Origin of the sequence: Dactylosporangium maewongense, from assembly GCF_039531485.1 — a bacterium.
In the GTDB taxonomy this organism is placed as follows: Bacteria; Actinomycetota; Actinomycetes; order Mycobacteriales; family Micromonosporaceae; genus Dactylosporangium; species Dactylosporangium maewongense.
Genome location: NZ_BAAAQD010000060.1, coordinates 15,141 through 30,845 on the forward strand (window position 1 = coordinate 15,141; position 15,705 = coordinate 30,845).

The 15,705-nt window shown below is 71.9% G+C and carries 11 protein-coding genes and 1 pseudogene; 5 read left to right on the top strand and 7 right to left on the bottom strand.

Annotation, left to right across the window (positions count from 1 at the left end):
* Positions 1-1,578 precede the first annotated feature (1,578 nt).
* Positions 1,579-2,367, bottom strand: coding sequence for a hypothetical protein (locus tag ABD332_RS58560; RefSeq protein WP_344515621.1), 789 nt, complete (start codon positions 2,365-2,367; stop codon positions 1,579-1,581).
* Positions 2,368-2,550: 183 nt separating this feature from the next.
* On the opposite strand from ABD332_RS58560, the gene ABD332_RS58565 reads away from it, so the two are divergent.
* A complete protein-coding gene (locus tag ABD332_RS58565) occupies positions 2,551-4,191 on the top strand; it encodes an alpha-amylase family protein (protein ID WP_344515623.1) in 1,641 nt (546 codons plus the stop codon).
* A 3-nt stretch (positions 4,192-4,194) separates the two neighbouring features.
* Here the strand turns inward: ABD332_RS58565 and ABD332_RS58570 are convergent, their stop codons facing one another.
* Complete coding sequence (locus tag ABD332_RS58570) at positions 4,195-5,187, bottom strand: sigma-70 family RNA polymerase sigma factor (protein ID WP_344515625.1); 993 nt, start codon at positions 5,185-5,187, stop codon at positions 4,195-4,197.
* A 27-nt stretch (positions 5,188-5,214) separates the two neighbouring features.
* On the opposite strand from ABD332_RS58570, the gene ABD332_RS58575 reads away from it, so the two are divergent.
* Positions 5,215-6,003, top strand: coding sequence for an alpha/beta fold hydrolase (locus ABD332_RS58575; protein WP_344515627.1), 789 nt, complete (start codon positions 5,215-5,217; stop codon positions 6,001-6,003).
* Between the two features lie 3 nt (positions 6,004-6,006).
* On the opposite strand, the gene ABD332_RS58580 is transcribed toward ABD332_RS58575, so the two are convergent.
* Both ABD332_RS58580 and ABD332_RS58585 read right to left on the bottom strand, forming a co-directional pair.
* Positions 6,007-7,752: a putative bifunctional diguanylate cyclase/phosphodiesterase gene (locus tag ABD332_RS58580; protein ID WP_344515628.1), complete on the bottom strand. Its 1,746-nt coding sequence runs from the start codon at positions 7,750-7,752 to the stop codon at positions 6,007-6,009.
* A gap of 56 nt (positions 7,753-7,808) precedes the next feature.
* The gene (locus tag ABD332_RS58585) at positions 7,809-8,258 is read right to left on the bottom strand and encodes a MarR family winged helix-turn-helix transcriptional regulator (protein ID WP_344515630.1); all 450 of its coding nucleotides are present in this window, start codon (positions 8,256-8,258) and stop codon (positions 7,809-7,811) included.
* Positions 8,259-8,302: 44 nt separating this feature from the next.
* Between ABD332_RS58585 and ABD332_RS58590 the strand changes: the two genes are divergently transcribed.
* The gene (locus tag ABD332_RS58590; RefSeq protein ID WP_344515632.1) at positions 8,303-8,662 is read left to right on the top strand and encodes a hypothetical protein; all 360 of its coding nucleotides are present in this window, start codon (positions 8,303-8,305) and stop codon (positions 8,660-8,662) included.
* Here ABD332_RS58590 and ABD332_RS58595 read toward each other — a convergent pair.
* From ABD332_RS58595 to ABD332_RS58605, 3 genes are read right to left on the bottom strand one after another with little or no spacing between them, the layout of a single operon-like run.
* A complete protein-coding gene (locus ABD332_RS58595; protein ID WP_344515634.1) occupies positions 8,652-9,767 on the bottom strand; it encodes a geranylgeranyl reductase family protein in 1,116 nt (371 codons plus the stop codon). The two genes, ABD332_RS58590 and ABD332_RS58595, sit on opposite strands and share 11 nt — an antisense overlap.
* A gap of 9 nt (positions 9,768-9,776) precedes the next feature.
* Positions 9,777-10,856 carry an EscU/YscU/HrcU family type III secretion system export apparatus switch protein gene (locus ABD332_RS58600; RefSeq protein WP_344515636.1) on the bottom strand — a complete coding sequence of 360 codons (1,080 nt, stop codon included), beginning with the start codon at positions 10,854-10,856 and terminating at the stop codon, positions 9,777-9,779.
* Positions 10,856-12,100 (bottom strand): EAL and HDOD domain-containing protein, encoded by a 1,245-nt coding sequence (locus ABD332_RS58605; protein ID WP_344515638.1) that lies wholly within the window; start codon positions 12,098-12,100, stop codon positions 10,856-10,858. The genes ABD332_RS58600 and ABD332_RS58605 overlap by 1 nt, the downstream gene beginning before the upstream one ends.
* Before the next feature lie 105 nt (positions 12,101-12,205).
* Between ABD332_RS58605 and flhA the strand changes: the two genes are divergently transcribed.
* Positions 12,206-14,251 (top strand): flagellar biosynthesis protein FlhA, encoded by a 2,046-nt coding sequence (gene flhA / locus ABD332_RS58610; RefSeq protein WP_344515640.1) that lies wholly within the window; start codon positions 12,206-12,208, stop codon positions 14,249-14,251.
* 709 nt (positions 14,252-14,960) lie between these two features.
* Positions 14,961-15,705 (top strand): annotated as a pseudogene (locus tag ABD332_RS58615) (hypothetical protein); the annotation flags it as partial.

Here is a 15,705-nt window from a genome sequence, read left to right on the forward strand (position 1 = left end):
CTCGCACGGCGGGTCCCGGCCGGGATTCTCATCCGCACCCCAATGCGCCGCTCCGCGGCGCACTGCCCGAGCCGAGACGCGAGCCAGGCCAAGCGCCGCATCCGCGCCGCATCCGGTGGTCGCCCACCCCGCCCACGGACCGCAGCGTGCGGGCACACCCAAGCCGACGCCGTTCACCACACGATCGAAGGACAGCCCTGGCCGCCCACACGACCAGATCCGTTCTTGGATCACGCGGTCGGGCGCACATCGCAGCGCCGCCACCGGTCTTGGGCACTCGATCAAGTGCGGTCGCGGCCACCGCGCCGCCGGATCCGTTTTTGGTTCACGCGGTCGGGCGCACATCACGGCAGCACCGCTGTTGCCGGCCCGCGAGCGCTTGATCGAAGGACAGCCCTGGCCACCCGCACGACCGGATCCGTCTTTGGATCATGCGGTCGGGTGCGCATCGCAGCGTCGCCGTCGGTCTTGGGCGCTCGATCAAGTGCGGTCATGGCCACCGCGCGGCCGGATCCGTCCTTGGTTCACGCGGTCTGGTGCTCATCACGGCAGCACCGCTGTCGCCGGCCCGCGAGCGCTTGATCGAAGGACGGCCCTGGCCACCCGTACGACCGGATCCGTTCTTGGATCATGCGGTCGGGCGCTCATCGCAGCGTCGCCGTCGGTCTCGGGCGCTCGATCAAGTGCGGTCATGGCCACCGCGCGGCCGGATCCGTCCTTGGTTCACGCGGTCTGGTGCTCATCACGGCAGCACCGCTGTCGCCGGCCCGCGAGCGCTTGATCGAAGGACGGCCCTGGCCACCCGTACGACCGGATCCGTTCTTGGACCATGCGGTCGGGTGCACATCGCAGCGTCGCCGTCGGTCTCGGGCGCTCGATCAAGTGCGGTCATGGCCACCGCGCGGCCGGATCCGTCCTTGGATCAACTGGTCCGGCGCACATCTCAGCAGCACCGTCGTTGCCGGTCCCGAGCACTTGATCGAAGGACGGCCCTGGCCACCCACACCGCCAGATCCGTCCTTGGATCAGCCGGTCCGGTGTGCGTCGCAGCCGCGTGATCGCCGGCTGCTCGGGGGTGGCCAGGCAGCGCGGGGTGGTGTGGTGCTGCGGCCGGGATCGCGTCGGCCTCGCCGGCTGCCTTCCCGGTTATGTCCGCGGCGCGGACATAACCGAAATTTCGGTTATGTCGGGGAGCGGAGCGAGTCGACATAACCGGGGTGGCAGGGGCCACCGGGCCGTTGGGGGTCTGAGCTGCGGGCGGGTGGGGTGGCGGAGGGCTTGGTCGCTTCGTGAACGGTCTATTTCCAATACTTAACTGTTAACGGCGCGGCGGGGTCGAGGGTTAACTGTTAAGCGGGGGACAGATCTTCCGGTCGATCGTGGGCCGCCATTAACGTCGTTGGCAAGGAAAACGACTTCCTTGTGGAGGCGGCACATGCGTTCCACCCTTACCGTCGCGGCGACATCCCAGCCGTTCAGATGGTGACGCCGGTAATGTCCGGGAACAGAGGCGGGGCGCTGGTCACACCGGCGCCCCGTTGTTCCCAGCTGCCCAAGACGATCTGAGCAGCAGGAACTTCAGTCCCAGTCCCATCGGAACCCGTAACGACCCGGGCCGTAGTCCAGTGCGATCGCGTGGACTGAATTGCCCACATCGACCTCGTTAGGGGTCACCTGTTCGGTCTGGCCGTCCATCTGCTGGAACTGATAGACGGCCCGCGGCAGCGCTGCCGGGTCGAAACACACCTCGAGCACGTATTCACGCACTGGAAGCCGAAACTTGCGCTCATAATTGGTCGCGGTCGGAAACGGCGGATAATTATGTAGCGCATGTTCGGTGATGACCGTCTCTCCCTTGGCGAGCGGGCGGTCGAAGAGCAGCTCCGCCAGGAGAAACGCGCTTTCCACGTGCTCGACCACCCGGCCCAGGCGGCAGTTGCGGACCGCGGTGATCAGCGGGAGCGGGTGCTCCAGCTCGTCGAGGCGCACGATCACGACATACCGGTCGGGACCGTCGGCCTCGGCCCGTAACACCTGCCGGACGAGGAACGAGACCTCCTCGCGCTCCGGCCCGACGTTGACCCGGTCGTGCTGACTGAGCCGGGTCAGCCGCTCGTCCCAGCGGGTGTCGACACCCTGCGCCAGGTCGGTGATGAGGTCCTGCTCGGACCAGAACGCACCCAGGCCGGGTGCCTCCTGGCTCTTGTGCAGGTGCCGGCCGCGCGGGCGCGGCGGCCCCACGAGGGCGGCCAGGGACCCCGGCTCGACCTCCAGGATCTTCTCGAGCTCGGCGAGGGCGGCCAGGGACTCACGCCGCTCGGGACGGCTGCGTCCGGTCTGCCAGTAACTCAACGTGGCGAGACTCACTGAATATCCCTCGGCGCGAAGCCGCTCCTGGATGCGTTCCAGTCCCAGGCCCCGTGCCTGGATGGCGTCACGTAGCGCGCCGGCGAAGTCGACCATCAGCCCCCCGGGAGCCATCCTCGCGGTCGGGACGGGGGCACGCAAGCGCGCGTTTGCGTGAAGCCCGATTCGGTAACCCCGGACCACATGGGCGAGCGCTGGTACACCGAGAGTGTCATCTATTGCCTGGACGTCGAGACGTTCCAGGACTCCAACGGCGATGGCATCGGCGACTTTCAAGGTCTCATCAGTCGCCTCGACTACCTGACCAGGCTCGGGATCAATTGCCTGTGGCTGCATCCGATCCATCCGACACCCGGCAAGGACGACGGGTACGACGCCACGGACTTCTACAACGTCGATCCCCGGCTCGGCACGCTGGGCGACTTCGCCGAATTGCTGCACGAGGCGGCGAACCGCGGGATCAAGGTCATCATCGATCTGGTGGTGAATCACACGTCGGACGAGCACCCGTGGTTCCAGTCGGCGGTCGCGTCGAAGGACTCGCCGTACCGCGACTGGTTCGTGTGGGCCGACACCGAGCCGTCCGACCGCTACCAGGGGATGGTGTTCCCCGGCGAGCAGAAGGAGACGTGGACGTACCACCGCAAGGCCCGCGCCTGGTACTACCACCGCTTCTACGACTTCCAGCCGGACCTCAACTTCGCCAACCCGCTGGTGCGGGCCGAGGTGAAGAAGATCCTGGCCTTCTGGATCCAGCTCGGCGTCGCGGGGTTCCGCATGGACGCGGTGCCGTTCATCATCGAGCTGACGGAGCCCGGGGTCCCCGAAAGCCCGATGGACTTCGACTACCTCAGCGAGCTGCGGCAGCACATCCAGTGGCGGCGCGGCGACGCGGTGCTGCTCGCCGAGGCGAACGTGGAGCCGGAGAAGCTGCCGGAGTACTTCGGCGACTCCGGCGGGTCGGGCAACCGCATCCACATGCTGTTCGACTTCATGCTCAACGGCCGCCTCGTCCTCGCGCTGGCCCGGCAGCACCCGGAGCCGGTCATCGAGTGGCTGCGGACCACGCCGAAGCTGCCGCCGGGCGGGCAGTGGGCGACGTTCCTGCGCAACCACGACGAGATCGACCTGTCCCGGCTCACCGCCGAGCAGCGCGAGGACGTGTTCGCGCAGTTCGGCCCCGATGAGGACATGCGGCTGTACGACCGGGGCATCCGCCGCCGTCTCGCACCCATGCTCGGCAACGACCGGAGCCGCCTGGAGCTGGCCTACTCGCTGCAGTTCACGCTGCGGGGCACCCCGGTGCTGCGGTACGGCGAGGAGATCGGCATGGGGGAGGACCTGACCCAGACCGGCCGGTACGCCATCCGCACCCCCATGCAGTGGTCGTTCGCGAAGAACGGAGGGTTCAGCGACGCCGAGCCCATCCGCCCGGTCATCAGCAAGGGCGAGTGGGGCTACGAGAAGGTCAACGTCACCGCCCAGCGGCACGACGACCGGTCGCTGCTGGCGTGGTTCGAGCGGATGATCCGCACCCTCCGGGAGATTCCGGAGGTCGGCGGCGGCGTGTGTACGTGCGTCGACCGGCAGCTGCCGCCGGGGGTCCTCGCCCACCGGGCCGACGGGCCGACCGGCTCGGTGCTGTTCCTGCACAACCTGGGCACCGAGGACGCCGTCGTCGACCTCGGCGACCTCGCCAAGGAGACGCACCTGCCCAACGACGTCTTCGCCGACCGGGAGTACGACCTGGCCGGCGACTTCACCGCGCTGCGGCTGGCCGGCTACGGGTACCGCTGGATCCGCCTGCGCCGCAGCAGCGCGTGACGGTCACTGCGTCAACGGCAGCCCGAGGCGGTCGAAGTGCTCCTCGCCGATGAACGACGTGATCGCGCTGATCCGCTCGCCGCGCAGGGTCAGCACGCTGACCGACCAGGCACGGTGCGGGCCCGTGCCGCCGTCGCGCAGGTAGCAGGCGACGGCGGGCTGGGCGTTCGCCGTCGCCGGCAGGTGCCGCCATGAGCCGCAGCGCTTCAGCGGCAGCTCGGCGGCGAACTCGATCGCGGCCTTCCCGCGGTACCAGTGCGGCAGCGGCGGCATCGACCAGGTCACGTCCTGCGTCACCAGCGCGACGAGGCCGGCCGTGTCGCCGCGCTCCATCGCCGTCGCGTAGCGGGTGACGAGCTCCCGGACCCGCGCGTCGCCGACGTCGCGCAGGGTCCGCTGCTGGGTCGGCGCCGGCACGCGCTCCGCGACGAGCCGGCGGGCCCGGGCCAGCGCCGAGTTCACCGACGTGGGCGTGGTCCGCATCATCGCGGCGATCTCGGCGGCGGAGAAGCCCAGCACGTCGAAGAGCAGCAACGCCGCCCGCTGGTTGCCCGGCAGGTGCTGCAGGGCCGCGACGAACGCCAGCTCGACGGTCTCGCGCCGCTCATAGACGGCCTCCGGGTAGGGCTCCAGCCACGCCACCTCGGTCAGCGGGGCGGGCGCGAGCTCGACGCGTTCGCTGGCCGGCCCCAGGTCCATCGGCAGCGCCCGCCGCCCCCGGGCCGCGGCGAGGTCCAGGCAGGTGCGGGTGGCGACGGTGTACAGCCACGCCCGCAGCGACCCCTGCTCCTTGACCGCGCCGATCCCGCGCCACGCTCGCAGCAGCGCGTCCTGCAGCGCATCGTCGGCGTCGTGGACCGAGCCCAGCATCCGGTAGCAGTGCGCGTGCAGCTGCGCCCGCAGCGGCTCGACCAGTCTCGTGAACTCGTCGGCGGGATCGCGACGATTCTGCGCCCCGGCGCCGGTCTCACTGTCGACCGATGTTCCGACTGACATTTCCACCGCCCTTGTCTGGAGGAGTTCATGAACCACACGCTGCGCGTGCCCGACGCCACCCTGTACTACGAGGTGCGCGGCCGGGGTCCGCTGCTGGTGCTCGCCGGCGCCCCGATGGGCACCAGGTTCCTCGCGCCGCTGGCCGACCTGCTCGCCGCCGACCATACCGTCCTCACGACCGACCCTCGAGGCGTCGGCGGCAGCGTCCCCGACGACCCGGACGCGGACTCGACCCCGCAGCTGCGCGCGGCCGACCTGGCCGCGCTGATCGCCCACCTGGACGCCGGTCCCGCCGCCGTCTTCGGCACGAGCGGCGGCGCCGTCACCGGGCTGGCGCTGGCGCAGTCGCATCCCAGTGTGATGCACACGCTCGTCGCTCACGAGCCGCCGGTGACGGAGCTCCTGCCCGACGCCGCCGGGCAGCGGGTGGCGATCGAGGACATCATCGCCACCTACGCGTCCGGCGACGTGCCCGGCGCCTGGATGAAGTTCCTGGTCAACGCCAACATCCCGATGGACCCCTCGGCCGCGCCGCCCCCGCCGGACGCCCAGCAGGAGGCCGACGAGCGGTTCTGGTTCCTGCACGAGATGCGCGGCACCACCCTGTTCCAGCCGGATCTCGCCGCGCTGCGTTCGTCCGGTGTACGGATCGTCGTCGCCGTCGGGGAGGACTCCACCGGTCAGATCTGTGACCGGACGTCGGCCGCCCTGGCCACGGAGCTGGGCACGGAGCGCGCCGTGTTCCCGGGCGGGCACATCGCCTTCGTGGAGGACCCGGCCACCTTCGCGCCCCGCCTGCGCGAGGTCCTGAAGTAGGCCTCAGCGGGAGGGGATCTCGCCGGCGGTCACGGGGCGGCCGAAGTGCCAGCCCTGGCCGAGGTCGCAGCCCAGCGACGCGAGGCGGCCGGCCTGGTCGGCCGTCTCGATGCCTTCGGCGGTGACGGTCATCTGCAGGGTGTGCGCCAGGCGGATGACCGTCTCCACGATCTGCTCGTCGACGTGGTCGCTGGCCAGGGAGCGGATGCCGGCCATGAAGGCGCCGGCGAGCTTCAGGCCGTGGACCGGGAGGTGGCGCAGGTAGGCGAGGTTGGAGTAGCCGATGCCGAAGTCGTCGATGACGATGCGCACGCCCAGGTCGGCGATGGTGCGCAGGGTCTGGATGGGCTGGCCGGTCGACTGCATGAGGACGGTCTCGGTCAGCTCCAGCTGCAGGTTGGCCGGGGAGAGGCCCGTGTCGGCGAGGGCATGGCGCACGTCGTCGAGCAGCCGGGGGTCGGTGCACTGGCGCGGGGAGACGTTGACGCTGATGAGCAGCGGCGTGTCGGGGTGCGAGCGCTGCCAGTCGGCGGCCACGCGGCACGACTCGCGCAGGACCCAGCGGCCCAGCGGATGGATCATGCCGGACTGCTCGGCGACGGGGATGAACGTGTTGGGCGAGACGGTGCCGAGGTCCGGGTGGCGCCAGCGCAGCAGCGCCTCGGCGCCGCGCAGCCGGTTGTCGGCGAGGGCCACGAGCGGCTGGTAGACCAGCTCGAACTCGCCGCGGTCCAGGGCACCCGCGAGGCGGCCGGTCAGCCCGTACCGCAGGACCTGCTGCGCGTTGCGCTTAGCGTCGAAGAGCGCGTAACGGGCGCGGCCCTCCTCCTTCGCCAGGTAGAGCGTGGCGTCCGCGGCGCGCAGCAGCTCGTCGGGGTCGGCGCCGTGGCAGGGCTGCTCGACGATGCCGATGCTGGCCGACACGGACAGCTCGTGGCTGTCGAGGCGGACGGGCTTGCTCAGCTCGGCCAGCATCGCCTCGGCCAGCTCGGTCAGCTGGCCGGGGCCGGTGCTGTGGCGCACGACCACCACGAACTCGTCGCCGCCGACCCGGGCCACGAAGTGGCCGGCGCCGTTGACGCAGGCCCGGAGCCGGTCGGCCAGGGCGACGAGGAGCCGGTCGCCGGAGCCGTGGCCGAGGGTGTCGTTGACGGTCTTGAACTCGTCGAGGTCCAGGAAGCAGACGCCGATCCGGTCGCGCCCGCCGGCCTCACCGAGCGTGTCGGTGAGGTGCCGGTAGAGCAGGACCCGGTTGGGCAGCCCGGTCAGCGGGTCGTGGTGCGCCTGGTGGTGCAGCTCCAGCTGCAGGCTGTGCTCGGCGTCGGTGAGCGCCCTGGCCCAGGCGCGGCGGATGCGCTCCTGGTCGTCGAGGATCCGCTGCCGGCCGGCGCGGGTGAAGCCGGCCGCGACCGCGCCGAGGACCGCGCCGATCCTGTCGTCGTCGTCGGGCTTGACGTCCGCGGCGGCGGGCAGCGAGGCGAGGACGGCGATGGAGTGCTGGAGCGCCTCGGGGCTGGACAGCCCGACATCGATGAGCGCCGCGCCGGCTCCGGCGGCGGGCCGGGGGTCGAACGGGTCGGCGCGCAGCACGCCGGCTAGCAGCGTGACCAACTGCTCGAAGCGGTCGCGGAGCGTCTCGGCGCCCACGTCGAGGAAGCTGGTCCGGCGGACGGCGGCGACCCACCGGTGCGCGAGATCGGACAGCGCAGGCTCGATGAGCGCATCGTCCTGGCCGTCGGCGCCGGTCAACCACATCACCTCTGGCGCGAAGATTACCGTGCGCCGGAGCATTGAAGAATCGACGCTCAGTGCCGTTGTCCGGCCGTTTCGGTGAGGCCCGCGACGAAGCGGGTCAGGAGCTGGGCGAACGTCTCCACCTCCGCGGGCGTCCAACCGGCGGTCGCCGCGGCGAACCTCGCCCGCCGCGCGGCGTGCACCCGCTCGCACAGTGCCAGCCCGGCCGGGGTGCGCACGAGCAGCGACCGGCGGCCGTCGTCCTGGTCGGCCTCCCGCCGCACCCAGCCCGCCTCGACGGCGGCGGCGACGAGCTTGCTCGCGCGGGGCTGCGCCACGTCGAGCGCGGCGGCGACCGCCGTCACCGTCGCGCGGTCGCGCAGCCCCTCGACCGCGTCGACGACGTCGAAGACCGCCGGGTCCACCCCGCTGGCCGGGCCGCTGCGGGCCAGTGCGCGCCGGGTCTGGCTGCGTCGGATCGACACCATCGCGGTCTCGACGGCGGCAAGGGAAGGATGCATAATTTTTGTTATCTACATTCTGGAGGCATGTACAGGTGGAACCCATGAAACCAGAGGACAGGCCGATCGGCTATTGGCTGCGCGAGCTCGACCAGCGGATCGAGGGCGCGTTCGGGGCTGCGCTGGACCGGCAGGGGCTGCGCCGCCGGCACTGGCAGCTGCTCAACGGCCTCGGGCCGGAGGACCCGTTGTGGGAAGGGCAGGGGGAGTGCCGGCAGGACCTGGTCCAGCGGGGGTGGATGCGGCAGGACGGCGCGCTCACGGATGACGGCGAGCGGGCGAGGGCGGCGATCGCCGCCGACGTGGCCGCGGTCCGCCGGCGGGTCGCCGAGGGCGTCCCCGCCGAGGACTACCTGACCACCGTGCGCACCCTGGCCCGGATGGCGGAGAACCTCAGCGCGTGACCACGTGGCGGGCGATGGCGCCGACCGTGCGCGGGGTCAGCGTGCCGTCGCCGAGGCCGAGCTCGACCAGGTCGTCGAAGACCGCCTGGCGCCGGTCGGCGGCGCGTACCGCGGCGTTGACGATCCACTGCCGGCCGCCGAGCAGCGCCGCCGCCCGCGAGTGCCGCAGGTGCCGCCCGAGCCGGCCGCGCAGCGCCGCGGCGTACCGCTGCCCCGGCGCGTCACCGGACGCCGCCGCACCGGCCAGGGCGCCGGACAGCACCGCGTAGAAGATGCCCTCGCCGGTGAAGGGGTTGATCAGCGACAGCGCGTCGCCCGCGAGCAGCAGCCGGCCCCGGGCCGGCGCCGGGCGGCGCGTCGACAGCGGCAGGTGGTGCGCCCGCAGCCCGGTCGCCGCCGCCGTGTCCACGTCGGGCAGCAGCTCGGCGAGGCGGTCCAGCAGGTGCGCCCGGGAGACCGGCCGGCCGTGCAGCACCTCCCCGTAGCCGATGTTGGCGGTGCCGTCCCCGATCGGGAAGGCCCACGCGTAGGCCGGCCACTCCCGCGACGCGGTCACGATCCGCTGCTCGGCGGGCTGCCCCGCGAAGGGCGCGTAGCCGCGGATGGCGAGCGCCAGGTGGCCGGGGCCGTTCGGCGGCTGCCCGAGCGCCTTGCGCACCGCCGAATACGCGCCGTCGGCGCCGATGACCGCCCGCGCCGAGACCATCCCGTCGACGACCACCCGGTCCGGGCGCTCCTCGATGCGGCGCACGGTGTGGCGGCGCAGCACCGCCCCGGCCGCCACCGCACCGTCCACGATCCGTTCGTCGAGGACCAGCCGGGGGATGGTGTACGCGGGGCGCGCGTGCCTGCGGGCGACCGCCCCACCGGCGGGCCCGACGAGCCGCAGCGACGGCACCGGCGCGAAGCCGTCCTCGACGCCGGTCACGCCGAGCCCGGCGAGCACGTCGAGGGCGTGCGGCGCGACCCCGTCACCGCACGGCTTGTCGCGCGGGAAGCCGGCCTTGTCCAGCAGCAGCACGCTCGCGCCGGCCCGCCGCGCGGCGAGCGCCGCCGCCGCGCCCGCCGGACCGGCACCGACCACCACGACGTCGAAGTCGTCCATGCCAGCACGCTAACGGTGCTCCGGCACCGTGTGCACGCCGGCGGCGGACCCCTTCGACTTGAGCATCATGATGAAGGCGAGCACCCGGGCGACCGCGCCGAAGAACTCCGCCGGGATCTCGTCGCCGATCTCGCACGCGCCGTGCAGCGCCCGGGCGAGCGGCACGTCCTCGACCATCGGTACCCGGTGCTCGGTGGCGACCTCGCGGATCTTCAGCGCGATCACGCCCAGGCCCTTCGCCACCACCCGCGGCGCGCCCTTCGTCGGGTCGTACCGCAGCGCCACCGAGACGTGCGTCGGGTTGACCACCACGACGTCGGCCTTGGGCACGTCGGCCATCATCCGGCTGCGGGCCATCTCGTGCTGCCGCTGCCGGATGTGGCCCTTCACGTGCGGGTCGCCCTCGGACTTCTTGTGCTCCTCCTTGATCTCCTCCTTCGACATCATCAGCTGCTTGTTGACCCGGCGCTTGGCCACGAAGTAGTCGGCGAAGGCGAGCACGAGGCCGGTGACGGCGGCGATCCTGATGACCTTCAGCACCGTGTCGGCGACCAGGCCGATGATCGTCTGCAGCGGCATCGCGGTCGCGCCCAGCAGCGTCGGCACCAGCGTGTGCATCGTGTTGTAGACGACGACGCCGAGGATGATTACCTTCGCCAGGGACTTGACGCTCTCCCACGCCGCCTGGCCGCCGAACGTGCGCTTCAGGCCCTTGAGCGGGTTGAGCTTCTTGAAGTCGGGCTTGAGCTGCTTCGTCGCCGGGCGCAGGCCGCCCTGGGCGGCGGTGCCGACGATCGCGAACACGAACAGGCCCACGGTGATCGGCGCGGCGCAGATCGCGATGTCCGTCATGCCGGTCTTGAGCAGCTCCAGGGCCTTGGCCGGCTCCGGGTCGGTGAACGCCTGCGTGCTCTTGGAGAACAGGTCCTGGGTCCGTGCCATGACGCTGCGGGCCGTCATCGGCAGGAGCATGCTGGCCAGCAGCACCCCACCCCACGCGCCGAGATCCGGCGTGCGGGCCCGGGTGCCCTCGCGCCGCGCCTGCCGTTTCTTCTGCTCGGTAGGCTGCTCGGTCTTCTCACCAGCCATTACCGGCCCAGCGCGCCCTCGATGGTGCGCATCGACCAGCCGACCGCCGCCAGGTACGCCTTCGCCAGGTCCGCCGACGACACCGGCGTGGCGGCGAGGGCGTGCTCGTCGGCCACCTCGTACGCCCGCACGATCGACAGGACCTGGCCGAGCCGGCCGTGCCCGTCGACGAGCGCGTCGGCCACCTCGACCGTCAGCGGCAGCCGGGTGACCAGCTCCGCGACCGGCTCCGAGATGAGCTCGGCGACACCGGCGAGCAGGCCGACGGTGAACGCCGCGTCGCCCTGCAGCCCGAGCCGCTCCGCGACGGTCTGGCACAGCCGGGCCCGGGCCATCGTCGTGGACAGCTGGTCCTCGGTCGCCGACTCCGCCACGTCGCTGACGAGCATCAGCGCCGCCCACTGCCGGATCTTCGCCGAGCCGAGCAGCACGACCGCGTCGCGGACCGACGCCACCTTGCGCGGCAGCCCGGACGCGGCCGAGTTCGTCGCCCGCAGCACGCGGTAGGACAGCGCCGGGTCGCTCTGCACGATCGCCGACACCTTCGCGATGTCGGCGTCCTCCGCGGTGACCGCGCCGAGCAGCTCCAGGCGGCGCAGCCGCGACGGTGACAGCGCGACCGCCGTCAGCACCTGGGGGCGGCCCACGGCGTACCCCTGCAGCAGGTCGAACCCGAGCCGCTGCGCCAGCAGGATGTGCTCCTCGATCTCCACCCGCTCCGCGACGAGCTTGATCCCCGGGTAGCGGCGGCAGCGGGCCACCACCTCGGCGAGCTCCTCGGGCTCGCGGATGAGCAGGTCCAGCTTCACGTACGAGGCCAGGCCCAGCAGCCGCTCGTGGCCGAGGCCGAACACGAAGTCGTCGAGGGCGATCTCGTACCCCTGCTGCACCAGCCTCGCGGTCCCGGCGAGCACCGCGTCGTCGATCTCGACGGTCTCCAGGATCTCCAGGATCGCGTGGTCCGGGTCGAACGGCAGCGGCAGGTCACCGACGAGGAAGTCGCGGGTCAGGTTGATGAAGCACTTGCGGCCGCCGACGAGCTGCTCCAGGCCGAACTCGGTGAACGCGTTGACGATGACCTGGCTGGTCGCGTACGCGCTGCGCCGGGACGCCTCCACCTCGTCCGCGGCGCCACGGAACAGCAGCTCGTAGCCGACGACATGCCCGGACCAGTCGTAGAGCGGCTGGCGTCCGATGTGGACGAGCTGGGTCGAGTCGGGAGTGGAGGTCGTTGCGGGCTGCACGCCCCTGACGATCGGCACCCGGCCCTGCAACCAAAGGAAAACCCTCAGAACTACCCGTTCGGCACCGATCAGGTGAACGCGTCACATCGGAAAGACGGGGAGAGCGTGCCCAAACGCCTGTCGCAGTTCGTCGTGCCCATCGGCATCGTGCTGATCATCCTCATGATGGTCGTGCCGCTGCCGGCCATGCTGCTGGACACGCTCATCGCCGCCAACATCACGCTGGCGCTCGTGATCGTGCTGGTCAGCATGTACGTGAAGCGGCCGCTGGAGTTCTCGTCGTTCCCCTCGCTGCTGCTCATCGCGACGCTCTTCCGCCTGTCGCTCAACATCAGCGCGACGCGGCTGGTGCTGACCGAGGGCTTCGCCGGTGACGTCATCGAGGCGTTCGGCCACTTCGTCGTCGGCGGCTCGCTCATCGTCGGCCTCGTCATCTTCCTGATCCTGTTCATCGTCCAGTTCATCGTCATCACCAAGGGCGCGGAGCGCGTCGCCGAGGTCGGCGCCCGCTTCACCCTCGACGCGATGCCCGGCAAGCAGATGGCGATCGACGCCGACCTCAACGCCGGCCTCATCGACGAGGCCACGGCCCGCAAACGCCGCACCGAGATCACCTCCGAGGCGAGCTTCTACGGCGCGATGGACGGCGCGTCGAAGTTCGTCAAGGGCGACGCGATCGCCGCCATCATCATCACGCTGGTCAACCTCATCGGCGGCTTCGCGATCGGCATGCTGCAGCGCGGGCTGTCGGCGACCGACTCGATCCAGACCTACTCGCTGCTGTCCGTCGGCGACGGCCTCGTCTCGCAGATCCCGGCGCTGCTGCTGTCCGTGGCGACCGGCCTCATCGTGACCCGCTCCGCCAACGACGGCGACATGGGCGCCACGGTCAGCAAGCAGCTCAGCCAGAACCGCCGGGCGCTGCAGATCGGCGGCGGCGCGGCGCTCGCGCTGTGCCTCATCCCCGGGCTGCCGAAGCTGCCCTTCCTGCTCGTCGGCGCGGCGGTGCTGATCATCGCCCAGCGCCTGCCGAAACCCGTCAGCGAGGCCGACCAGCAGGACGCTGCCGCCACCGAGGCCGAGCCGCCACCGCCGGACCCGACGGAGACGCTGATCGGGGAGATGCGGGTCGACCCGCTGGAGCTGGCCCTCGCGCCGGACCTCGTCGACCTCGTCGACGCCAGCGGCGGCGACCTCCTGGAGCGGGTCCGGGCCCTGCGCCGCAAGGTCGCCCTGGAGCTCGGCATCGTCATGCCGCCGGTGCGCACCCGCGACGACCTGGAGCTGCCGCTGTCGACGTACGCGGTGCGCATCAGCGGCGTCGAGGTCGGCCGCGGCCAGGCGCCGCCCGGGACGGTCCTGGCGATCGGCGACGGCCTGGACTTCCTGCCCGGCCGGGCCGGCGTCGAGCCCGTCTTCGGCCTGGCCGGCAAGTGGGTGCCGGCCGAGCTGCGCCACCAGGCGGACCTCACCGGCGCGACGGTCGTCGACCGGGCGTCCGTCATCATCACGCACCTGGCGGAGATCGTCCGCTTGCACGCCAGCCGCCTGCTGGGGCGCGAGGACGTCCGCGCGCTCACCGAGATCGTCAAGCGCACGCACCCCGTCGTCGTGGAGGAGCTGACCCCGGCGGCGCTCAGCCTCGGGCAGGTCCAGCGGGTGCTGCAGACCATGCTCGACGAGGGCGTGCCGATCCGCGACCTGGTGCGCATCTTCGAATCCCTGTCGCTGCAGGCGAAGCAGTCCACCGACCCCGACTCGCTGGTCGAGGCGGCGCGGGCGTCACTCGGGCCGGCGATCGCCTCCCGGTACGCCCACGACGGCACCCTCACGGCGATCACGCTCGAGCCGAGGCTGGAGCAGCAGCTGCTGGAATCGCTGCGCCCGACCGACAGCGGACTGCAGTTGCTGATCGACACGGCACGCGCCGAGTCGATGCTCGCCGACCTGACCAGAATCACCGAACTCGGCGAGGAACGGGGCGTCAGTCCTGTCCTCGTCTGCTCACCGCAACTGCGCAACGCTCTGCGGAAACTGGTGCAGATGGCATTGCCGCGTTTACCGGTTCTGTCCTACTCAGAGATCGCCGGGAGTACGCTGCGGATTGAGACTATTGGGGTGGTGAATGGTGCCTACCCGGTTGCTGCTTGAGGGTCGTGACCTCGAAGAGCTGCTCGCGCAGGTCCGCGCGGAGCACGGGCCGGATGCTGTCATCGTCTCTGCCGAAAAAGTGCGCACCGGCGGGGTCGGTGGCCTTTTCGGAACTCAGAAATATGAGCTGACGGTGGAGGTCCCCGATGCCGTTGCGACAACTCAATCATCAGGCCAGGCACCGCGCAAAGGCGACACGCCGAATCGCACACTGAGTATCGAGGATCTGGCCGCGCTGGCGGATGCCGCCGAATCGCAGGGCAGGAATCCGACGTTCGCGGACGCGCTCGCGGATGCGCGGGCCGCCACGCCCCGGCCGCCCGCCGGCGCGCCTGTCCCCGGCGCGGCGCCCGCCGGTGGGCCGCAGCGGCCGCCGGTGCCAGGACCTCCCGGGCCGCCCGGACCTCCAGTGCCTCCAGTGCCTCCCGGGCCTCCAGTGCCTCCCGGGCCTCCAGTGCCTCCTGGGCCTTCAGGTGCGCCCCAGCCGCCTGCCGGTGGGGCCTGGCCGCCGCAGGCGGCCTCCGGGCCGGCGCCGGCGGGCGGTGGCGGGCAGCCGCGTCCACCCGCGGGTGCGGCGGCGCGGCCGTCCGACGGCGGTCCTTCCCGGCCACCGGCCGGTGGCCCTCCGCGGCCGCCGACGGCCGCCGACGCGCTCAACCGGCTGCTCGCCGAGGGCCCCGCCCCGGAGGCGCCCGCGGGCGCGCCGTCGGTGCGGCCGTTCCGGCCGGCGGCCGGCCAGCCGATCGCGAAGCTCGGCGTCCAGCAGGTCACCGTGGACCCGCGCTTCGAGCAGCGCCCCGACGTGCCGCAGGCGGCCCGGTTCCAGCCGCCGCCGATGCCGGAGCCGCCACGGGTGCAGCCGCCGGCGGACGTGGACCCGCGCCGCGACGTGCCGCAGGCGCCACGGGTGCAGCCGCCGGCGGACATGGACCAGCGCTACGACGTGCCGCGGCCGCCACGGTCGCAGCCGCCGGCGGACGTCGACCCGCGCCGCGACGCGCCACGGGCGCCCCGGTTTCAGCCGCCGCCGCCCGCCGCGCCGGACCTGGACCCGCGCTACGAGCAACACCACGATCTGCCGCAACCACAGCGGTATCAGCCGCCCGCCGCACCGAACGGCGGAGGGATCTGGCCCGAACAGACGCGGATGGACCCGCGACGGCGCGCCCCGGCGCGACCGAACCCGCCACGCCCACTGTCCGACGACGAGATCGAATATTGGCAGGAGTCCTCAATGCCTGTTGAAGCCACCGCCACCGTGGAGAAGCCGCGGACACCGGATCAGAGCGAACGGCTCGCCGGGGCCTACAGCCCGCACACCGCCGCGCAGGCCGCGGCCGCCGCACAGGCGGCGGCGGCCCCTGCCGAGCGCACCGCCGCGGAGCGCACGGCCGCCGCCGCCGAGCGGGCGGCGCGTTCGGAGGCGGGCGCCGCCCAGCGGGCCGCCCCGGCCG

Coding starts and splice junctions, on each gene's coding strand:
- ABD332_RS58570 (WP_344515625.1), bottom strand. CDS start 5,187: ATGTCAGTCGGAACATCGGTCGACAGTGAGACCGGCGCCGGGGCGCAG.
- ABD332_RS58600 (WP_344515636.1), bottom strand. CDS start 10,856: ATGGCTGGTGAGAAGACCGAGCAGCCTACCGAGCAGAAGAAACGGCAG.
- ABD332_RS58590 (WP_344515632.1), top strand. CDS start 8,303: ATGAAACCAGAGGACAGGCCGATCGGCTATTGGCTGCGCGAGCTCGAC.
- ABD332_RS58575 (WP_344515627.1), top strand. CDS start 5,215: ATGAACCACACGCTGCGCGTGCCCGACGCCACCCTGTACTACGAGGTG.
- ABD332_RS58585 (WP_344515630.1), bottom strand. CDS start 8,258: ATGCATCCTTCCCTTGCCGCCGTCGAGACCGCGATGGTGTCGATCCGA.
- ABD332_RS58595 (WP_344515634.1), bottom strand. CDS start 9,767: ATGGACGACTTCGACGTCGTGGTGGTCGGTGCCGGTCCGGCGGGCGCG.
- ABD332_RS58565 (WP_344515623.1), top strand. CDS start 2,551: ATGGGCGAGCGCTGGTACACCGAGAGTGTCATCTATTGCCTGGACGTC.